This window comes from Lysinibacillus sp. GbtcB16 (assembly GCF_019091145.1).
GTDB lineage: Bacteria > Bacillota > Bacilli > Bacillales_A > Planococcaceae > Lysinibacillus > Lysinibacillus fusiformis.
Genome location: NZ_JAGXJV010000925.1, coordinates 1 through 232, shown reverse-complemented (window position 1 = coordinate 232; position 232 = coordinate 1). Strand labels below are relative to the sequence as shown.

Sequence of the window (232 nt, the reverse complement as noted above, 5' to 3'; positions counted from 1 at the left end):
AACCGGTTGCTGCTAAGGCAGGGAATCAGCGTCATTTAGTTGCCACTCGTGATGGATTTATTACGATCATGCCTTTGACGAGTGTAGGATCACTGGCTGTACTTATTAATAATTTGCCTATCAAATTTTATCAAATTGCACTCGATGCCATTTGGAAACATGAGACATGGACACAGTTTGGTGGCAATGTCTGGGGCGCAACATTTGGAATCATCTCACTATTATTAGCGTT

1 pseudogene is annotated in these 232 nt (G+C 41.8%); it reads left to right on the top strand.

The features are described 5' to 3' along the window. Positions 1 to 232, top strand: a pseudogene (locus KVT27_RS26320) (PTS lactose transporter subunit IIC); the annotation flags it as partial.